This is a genomic window from Clostridium sp. (assembly GCF_051278035.1).
Classification (GTDB): domain Bacteria; phylum Bacillota; class Clostridia; order Clostridiales; family Clostridiaceae; genus Clostridium_AD.
This window is the reverse complement of sequence record NZ_JBNMNU010000178.1, coordinates 1-8,568: the sequence shown is the minus strand read 5'-3', so window position 1 is coordinate 8,568 and position 8,568 is coordinate 1. Positions and strand designations below refer to the sequence as shown.

Genomic DNA, 8,568 nt, shown 5'->3' with positions numbered 1-8,568 from the left:
TCCTAAAAAATATGGAGAAAGGTTTACAAGTTCAGACAATTTTTCTCTGGTCATATCAAAATTTTCTCGTTCAATCCGTATTCTATTTCCAATTTCTTCATAATTGATTTCCTTTTGCAAATTACTCACCCTCTACATCTTAATGACCATTTACTAGTTCACATAAAAAACTGCAATTTATAAATAAGCCCACTGCGTACAAATTACGTTATAAATTAGTTATAATTTGTGTAAATTGAATAGTTTTAATAATACATGTATTCATTTAATATCTGTAAATAAGCTTTTTTTATTCAGAAGGTCTAGGTTAGTTTAATGTCTCACAAGATGCTGTTTTTTCATTTAATATATCGTTTATGTCAGATACTTTATCTTCGTTAGTAAGCACTATTAAATAGTCTCCTGGGAAAATAATAGTATCCCCTTGTGGAAGTATTTCAAGTTCTCCTCGCTTAACTGCTACCAATAGACAATTATGTGGCCATTTAACGTCTTTGACTTGCTTTCCATCTAATTCACAGTCCATACAAATAGAAAATTCTAATAGATGCTTATGTTTCTTATTACCAAAGGATATTATTTCTCCTGCATTGTGTAAAAATCTTTCTAGTAATGATTCATAAATAGGCTTTGATGCTAAAATATCTGCAACTATATATGCAACTATTGATACAATAGCTAATGAAAGCAAATGGGTAAAGTTACCTGTCATTTCAGTTATTAGGATAGTTCCAGTAATGGGGGCTCTAACTACAGCTGTGAAATATCCTGCCATTGCAAGTATTATAAAGTTATTGATATACATACTATCAAAATTTAGAAAATTTACAAGTGCTACTCCATATAGATTTCCTATTAATGCTCCAATAGCAAGCAGTGGAAGAAATATACCCCCTGGTGCACCTGATCCATAGCTTGCCATAGTGAATAAAAATTTAACTAGAAGTAGAACAACTAAAATAGTTAGTGGAAAGTTTTGTGTAACTAATGAAGTTATAAGGTGATGTCCTCCACCTAATGCTTGAGGTAGCAATATTCCAAGAACAACTGAAATTAGTAAGGGTATAACTATTCTCATTTCTTTTGGAAGCCATTTTTGACCTGCATATAAGTCTTGAGTCTTTAAAAGAAATTTATTAAAGACTACTCCTAAAACCCCTATAATAATCCCGAGTAAAATTATATAAAGATAATATTTAAGGGGTAATATAGGTAAATTTTCAAAAGTGAAAACTGGTTCTAAGCCAAAGAAACTACTAGCTACAAAAACAGCTGATAAGGATGCGGATAAAGCTGAGAGTAAAACTAAGGGTGAAAAATTCTTATGAACCTCTTCTAAGGCAAACATTACGGCTGCCAGAGGAGCATTAAAGGCAGCGGCAAGTCCTGCAGAGGCTCCGCTTGTAATAAGATATTTCTCTTCTATTTTCACTCGTTTAAATACCTTGCTAAAGCCTTGACCAACTGCTGAGCCTAATTGAACCGATGGACCTTCGCGTCCAAGAGAAAGGCCTGAACCTATTGCAAGAAGCCCGCCAGTAAATTTACCAAGGATAATTTTCCACCAAGTCATATCTATTTTTCTGAGTAAAACACCTTCTACCTGAGGTATTCCACTTCCACTAATCATGGGCTGGTTTTTAACCATTAAACCTACAATGTAGCCAATAAATATTATGACCACTATCCATGGAATTATAAGTATAGGTTTCATAGATAAAGTTTTATAAATCTCAGTTAAGAAAACTCCTGCTCTTGACAATGAATAGCGATACAGCACAATTAATAAACCTGTGATAATACCTACAGCAATGCCCTCTAAAATAAGCTTTAATCTAAAGCTATGCCAATGAAAAAGAGTATTATAAGTATTGTGTTTGTTTTTTACTTCCATTTCTATGCCTCCATTAGTATAACAAATATTTGTATTTTTTATATATTTCAATGCATGTAATTAATAACTTTATATATGATATATGATACCATATATCTATATAATAACATAGCATGCATACATATGTGTTGTAATCACAGTTTATAATTATTTAGTTATTTTTAGTTACTTATGTAAAGATTGATATGTGGTAATTTAAATGGTAAGATATATAAATAAAACACATAAAGTTTTAGTGGAAATATGCGATAATAAATGTATAGATCAAAAATTTATATAAAACGGGTGATAATTATGGCTGCATCTTCAAATATGATTAATACAATGTTAAAGCAATACACAACTGAAATAAAAAACAACAACTCGGTCTCCGATACAGGTACAGCGAATCTTCAAAGTGAAAAAGAGATGCAGGAGGCTGCGTTTCAAACAATACTTATGCAGAGGATGGATAGTTCAGGTAATTCAATGATGGCAGAACTTATGTCTGAGGCTTTATCAAAACAAGGTTCCTTTAGTTTAGACGATTCACTGGGGGCTATAAGTAACTTTAATTCAAGTATGAGAGGTGCATCGAGGGGAGTATTTGATGATTCTAACCAGAGTGTAGAGAATAAAGAAGGTACGTTAGGGTTTGCAGCTTCTAAATATGAATCTAATGTTAATCCAGGAACTATAGGTAATACGCCAGGAGATTATGGTGGAAAGTCTTATGGAGCGTGGCAATTTTCATCTAAAACAGGATCCTTGGATTCTTTTATAAACTCACTTAAAGGAAATAATAATGAGCTTTATGAAAAATTATCAGGGGCAAAAGCTAAAGATGATAACAAATTTGGTGTAAACTTTGACTCTGAATGGACAGGCATTGCCACATCGAATAAAGAAGAATTTCTTAAGCTGCAGCATGATAGTATAAAAAAAGATTATTATGATAGTGCAGCACAAGATTTAAAATTTAAATATGGGTTTGATATAAGTCAAAAGAGTGATGCTTTAAAAGAAAGCTTATTCTCTACGGTAGTTCAACATGGTGTAGGAGGAACTTCATCCCTATTCTCAAAAATAAACTTAAATAATAGCGATGGTAATATCATAAAGGATTTATATAACGAACGTCAAAAAGTTAACATCTATTTCAAAAGTAGTTCTGCACAAGTAAAACAAAGTGTATATAATAGGTTTACGAAAGAAAAGCAAGATATGCTCAGTATGCTAAATGAACAATTTGCTTAAAAAAAACTTAAATAATAAAGGTGTGAAAAAATCCAGTAGAATAATTATTCTGCTGGATTTTTTGTAATTTAAAGATTTAATGAATAGAAAACTTTAGCTAATTCATAAAAAATTATCGTCAAGATTAATGTATGGAATATTAAAAATAAAACATACTATTTATAAGAAGAAAATTAATGTGTAATAAAAAAAAACAAACTTGATCGGGGGAATAAAATGAAGAAGTTTACTAAAATAACGTCAATAATACTTGCAATTGGAATACTTGTTAATAGCTTAATTATTGGTTCACAAGTTACACAAGGCGCAGAGCTTCAATTATGCAATATTTCTGATGTCAAAAGAGATGCAAAAGATATTAATGAGGGGGAAAACATATCCGGATTTAAGCTGGAATCTAAGAAATGGATCCAGGATATACAATCTACAGCAATGATATTTAAACATGCTAAAAGCGGAGCTAAACTTATTTATTTACAAAATGAGGATGAAAACAAGGTTTTCTCCATAAATTTCCGTACACCAGTAAATGATAATACAGGAGTTAATCATATTATTGAACATTCAGTGCTTTGTGGTTCAAAGCTGTATCCGGTTAAAGACCCATTTTTAATTATGACTAAGCAATCATTAAGTACATTTATAAATGCATTTACAGGTCCGGATTTTACAATGTACCCGGTAGCTAGTAAAAACGAAAAAGATTTTCGTAATCTAATGAGTGTGTATTTAGATGCAGTTTTCTACCCTAATATATCTAAAGATCCTAGAATACTTCAGCAAGAAGGTTGGCACTATGAAGTTGATAAAGAAACGGGTGAGCTAAAATATAATGGAATAGTATATAATGAAATGAAAGGCAATTATTCTTCACCTCAAACAATACTAAGAAACACTATTAATAAGTCACTTTTTAAAGATAATTCATATGCTTATGAATCCGGTGGAAATCCAGATAATATTACAGACCTAACATACAAAAAGTTCATACAGACCTATAAAAAGTATTATGTTCCATCAAATAGTTCTATCTATTTATATGGAAAAATAGATATTGAAAATACCTTGAAGTTTATGAACGATAATTATTTGAGTAAACTTAAAAAAAGCAGTGTGGACAGTGTAATTAAATTGCAGACTGCAAGGAACACAAAGGATGAAAAAACAGCATTTTATCCAGTAGCGAAAGGCGCGACTACGAAAAACATGACTTACTTATCTTCTAACTATTTAATTAATAATGCAATAGATGTAGAAAGCGTTTTAGCTTTTCAGATTTTAGAATCAATTCTATTAAATACTAAAGCGTCCCCTTTAAGAAAAGCGTTAGGGAACAGCCATATTGGAGCAAATGCTTATGCGAATTTCAATTCATCGATGGTACAGCCAACCTTTAGTATAGTTATCACAAATTCAAATGAGTCAGAAAAAAAGAAATTTGAAAATGTCATTACTAATGTTCTAAAAAAAATAGTGAAAGAAGGATTCGATGAGGAACTTGTAAATTCAGTATTTACTTCAATTGAATTTAGTTTGCGGACTGAACATTCAGATGCGAATAGAGGTATGAATTATATGTCCGCTGCTATGAATTCTTGGAATTATGACATGAGCCCTACAGAATATCTAGAGATAACTCCTACACTTAACAAAATAAAATCAGAACTATCCAGTGGCTATTTTGAAAAAATGATTCAAAAATACTTATTAGACAACAAAAACAATTCATTAGTTATATTAAAACCTTCTAATGGTTTAAATGAAAGAAAGGAAGAAGTATCAAAATTGAAACTAGCAGCATTTAAGGATACCTTATCAGAAGTTGAATTAAGTAAAATTATAAAAGGAACAGAAAACTTAAAAAAGTGGCAAGATACATCAGATTCAAAAGAAAATATATCAAAAATACCAACATTAACACTAGCAGATCTGGATAAAAAACCGGAACAAATTCCAACAAAAGAAAAATTAGAAGGAGATATAAAAGTGTTGTATCATCCTATGTTTACTGATGGAATTACTTACTGTAATTTGTATTTTGATAGTTCAAAAGTACCTCAAAATGAGTTATTATACTTGAAATTTTTGTCTAATATACTTGGAAATATTAATACGGAAAAATATGACCATATGCAGTTATCAAACAAAATAATGAAGGATACCGGAGGGATTAGTTTTAATTCAACAGCATTCAAAAAAAATACTAATAGTGATAAGTACTATCCAAAAATGAAAATTTCAGTAAATACTCTTAATAGTACATTACCAAATGCTATGGATATATTGGAAGAAATAATAAATCATAGCTTGTTTACTGATAAGAATCGTATTAAGGAATTGATTAAAACGTCAAGATTGAATTATGAATCGATGTTTGCAAATGGAGGAAATATTCTTGCCATGAAGCAAGTGTTATCATATTTATCAGATAATGGTAAATATAGTAGCCTAGATTATTTGCCATACTATAACTTTATTTGTGATTTAGATGATAACTTTGATACTAAATTTGATGAAATAGTAGAAAAATTAAACCATGTTAGTGATATTGTATTTAACAAAGAGAAATTGGTGGTAAGTTACACTGGTGAGGAAAAATATTATCCTGAATTTACTTCTAGTCTTAAGAGCCTTGGAGAGAAAATTAAAAGTGAAGAGTTTAAGGCGCAGGAATATAAATTTGATTTTACAAAGAAAAATGAGGCTTTTGTTATTCCATCTCAAGTACAATATGTGGTTAAGGCTGGGAGTTTTAAAAACGCAGGGTATATCTATAATGGAAGTATGAGGGTTCTTGAAAACATTTTAAATAGTGATTATTTATGGCAAAAGCTTAGAATAAAAGGAGGTGCCTATGGGGGAGCGATGAGTTTTACAAATGAAGAAGTATTATTCTACTCATATCGTGATCCCAATTTAAAAGAAACATTGAATACTTTCGATGAGACAGTAAATTTCTTAGAAAACTTTGAAGCAGATGAAAAAGAAATGGCTAATTATATAATTGGTACTATAGGAAATATGGATTCATTAACATCTCCACAACTTAAAGGAGTAATAGGAGACAATATGTATTTTAAAGGCATAACGCACAAAGACATTCAAAAAGAGCGTAATGAAGTGTTATCTACTACTGCAGAAGATATAAGAAACTATGCTAGGTTAATAGAAAACGTAATAAAGCAAAATTTTTATTGTGTGGTTGGTGGTGAAACCAAAGTGAATGAAAACAAGGGGCTTTTCCATAGAATTGTAGTTCCTATTAAGAGCTATAAACAGAAATAGGCAGGAATGTAAGCATAGAAAACCAGACAATTATAGTGCTTTTTTATGCTTTTTCACTTCAGTACTTTCAAGAGATATGTTATAATGTAAATAATTAGTGCGTATACAGTTAAGGAAGTGCTTGAGTAATGAATTTGATTAACAATAGATATAGAATAATTTCAAAATTAAGTCAAGATAGGATAAAGTCTTCCTATCTTGTTTCTGATATTATAAACAAATATCATGAAGTAGAACTTAATATTATTAATTCTGAATTTGCACCACAGAAGTTAATAGATTTTTATGTAGCTGAGTTTAAAACATTAGAAAATATAAATCATGCTAATATATGTAAGGTATTTGATTTTGGATTGGTCCATACTATTGATAATCAAAAGGTTGATAATGATGATTACTTTTATACTAATGAATACATTAAAGATAATCTGGAATTAAAGCAATTAATAGCTAATTTAAAGGAAAACGAGATTTTGGATATATTTGCTCAATTATGTATGGTAGTAAATTATTTACATATTAGAGGCTTCATTTATGGCCAAATAAATACTAATAACATATTTATTTTTTATAAAGACGATAAATACAACGTTGTTATTAAGGATTTAGCAACAATAGAAATTGAAAAACAAGAATATGATATGACCAAGGTAGAGGAACTCAATTTTAAGGCGCCGGAGAATATCCTGGATAATAAAACAACTATTGCATCGGATATATACTCAATGGGAGTATTTTTACTTTTTTTATGTAAAATTGATATTTATAAAAGTTATTGTATTGATGATTGCATAGACTATTTGGAAGAAAAAGTAAAAAGCGGCTATAACGAAAATGCATTGATAGTAAACTTTTATAAAAAATTAGTGAAAATTATTGTGAAAATGACGATGTCAAATTTAGCAAATCGTTATAATACTATAAATGAACTTGTGGTAGACATTAATCTATATTTTGATATGAACTATAGGGCGTTTATAACTGATGAAATTGAGAAATTAAATTTTGACGCTAAAATAGTAGGCAGAAATGAAGAAATTACTAAAATAATGAATGATTATGAGAATTTAGTTCAAGGTAAACCATCAAACAGAATTATTTTCGTTCAAGGGGAACAAGGAATTGGCAAAACCAGAATCCTCAAAGAAATTAAGTATTTACTAAATATGAAAAAAGCAAATGTGTATTCTAGCTTTGCCTTAGAAAATTGCAAAAGTAATGGCAGTAAGGCAGTTAAACATATACTGAAGAAAATAGTAGCTAGTTGTGATGAGGAAATAGTGAAAAGATATCAAAGTGAATTAATAAAATTCATTCCGGAACTTGGCCTTGGAAGTAATGTTGTGGCTTCAGAATTTTTAACAGTTAAAAAAGAGAAATATAGGCTGATTAGTAGGATATATAGCTTTATTAAAGATGCTATTGTTAATAAACCCACCATTTTCATTATTGATAATGCTCATTGTTTAGATGAATTTTCAATGGAACTTTTAGAATATATAAATGTTAAAAACTATAATGAGCAAAATATAATGATGATATTATCAATTAGTGAAGGGAACTGTGCTGTAAATAATAAGCTTCAGAGATTATTAAATAATAATCCCGCAAACCTAAATCTATACCTAAAAAGTTTGAATAATGAGGAAACTGCTATTATGATTCAACAAATACTCAGTATGCCTAAGGTTCCTAGTAAATTTGGAGAAAGTGTTTATAAAAAAACATACGGTAATCCTCTATTTATAAAGGAAACCTTAAAAGATGCAGTTGCAAAAAAGATACTTTCTATAAATGAAAATAATGGTAAATGGTCTACTCCTTTTAATTACGACGATATGCCAATTGCATCTACTATGGAACAAGCATTATCAAATCAAATAAAAGAAATTAATGAGGACAGTAATGAAGTATTAAATGTTATAGCAATATTTAATACTGCTGTGTCATTAAAAGTTATTAATAAGTTTTTTATTAAAACCAAAAACAAAACAGAACTCAACATTCATGAATTATGCACTAAAGGGATATTAAGTAAAAAAATTGAGGATATGGGTTTTGTATTTGATTTTTCTAATAAAGGACTTAAAAATCTTATATACAACAGACTAAGTGAAGAAGAACGGAAAGTAAGGCATAAGTTTGCAGCATCT

General features: G+C 29.6%; 4 protein-coding genes. 3 read left to right on the top strand and 1 reads right to left on the bottom strand.

All coding sequences use genetic code 11. The annotated features are described in order from the left end of the window. Positions 1 to 307: 307 nt before the first annotated feature. Entirely contained in the window at positions 308 to 1,894 is a 1,587-nt protein-coding gene (locus tag ACJAX4_RS19670; RefSeq protein WP_435791137.1) for a ClC family H(+)/Cl(-) exchange transporter, read from the bottom strand. A 294-nt stretch (positions 1,895 to 2,188) separates the two neighbouring features. On the opposite strand from ACJAX4_RS19670, the gene ACJAX4_RS19665 reads away from it, so the two are divergent. From ACJAX4_RS19665 to ACJAX4_RS19655, 3 genes are all read left to right on the top strand, one after another. After that, the gene (locus ACJAX4_RS19665; protein WP_435791136.1) at positions 2,189 to 3,130 is read left to right on the top strand and encodes a vgrg protein; all 942 of its coding nucleotides are present in this window, start codon (positions 2,189 to 2,191) and stop codon (positions 3,128 to 3,130) included. Between the two features lie 216 nt (positions 3,131 to 3,346). Next, complete coding sequence (locus tag ACJAX4_RS19660; RefSeq protein ID WP_435791135.1) at positions 3,347 to 6,415, top strand: insulinase family protein; 3,069 nt, start codon at positions 3,347 to 3,349, stop codon at positions 6,413 to 6,415. A 128-nt stretch (positions 6,416 to 6,543) separates the two neighbouring features. Further along, on the top strand, positions 6,544 to 8,568 hold a 2,025-nt coding region (locus ACJAX4_RS19655; RefSeq protein ID WP_435791134.1), incomplete at its 3' end, for a protein kinase domain-containing protein.

Coding starts and splice junctions, on each gene's coding strand:
- ACJAX4_RS19660 (WP_435791135.1), top strand. CDS start 3,347: ATGAAGAAGTTTACTAAAATAACGTCAATAATACTTGCAATTGGAATA.
- ACJAX4_RS19670 (WP_435791137.1), bottom strand. CDS start 1,894: ATGGAAGTAAAAAACAAACACAATACTTATAATACTCTTTTTCATTGG.
- ACJAX4_RS19665 (WP_435791136.1), top strand. CDS start 2,189: ATGGCTGCATCTTCAAATATGATTAATACAATGTTAAAGCAATACACA.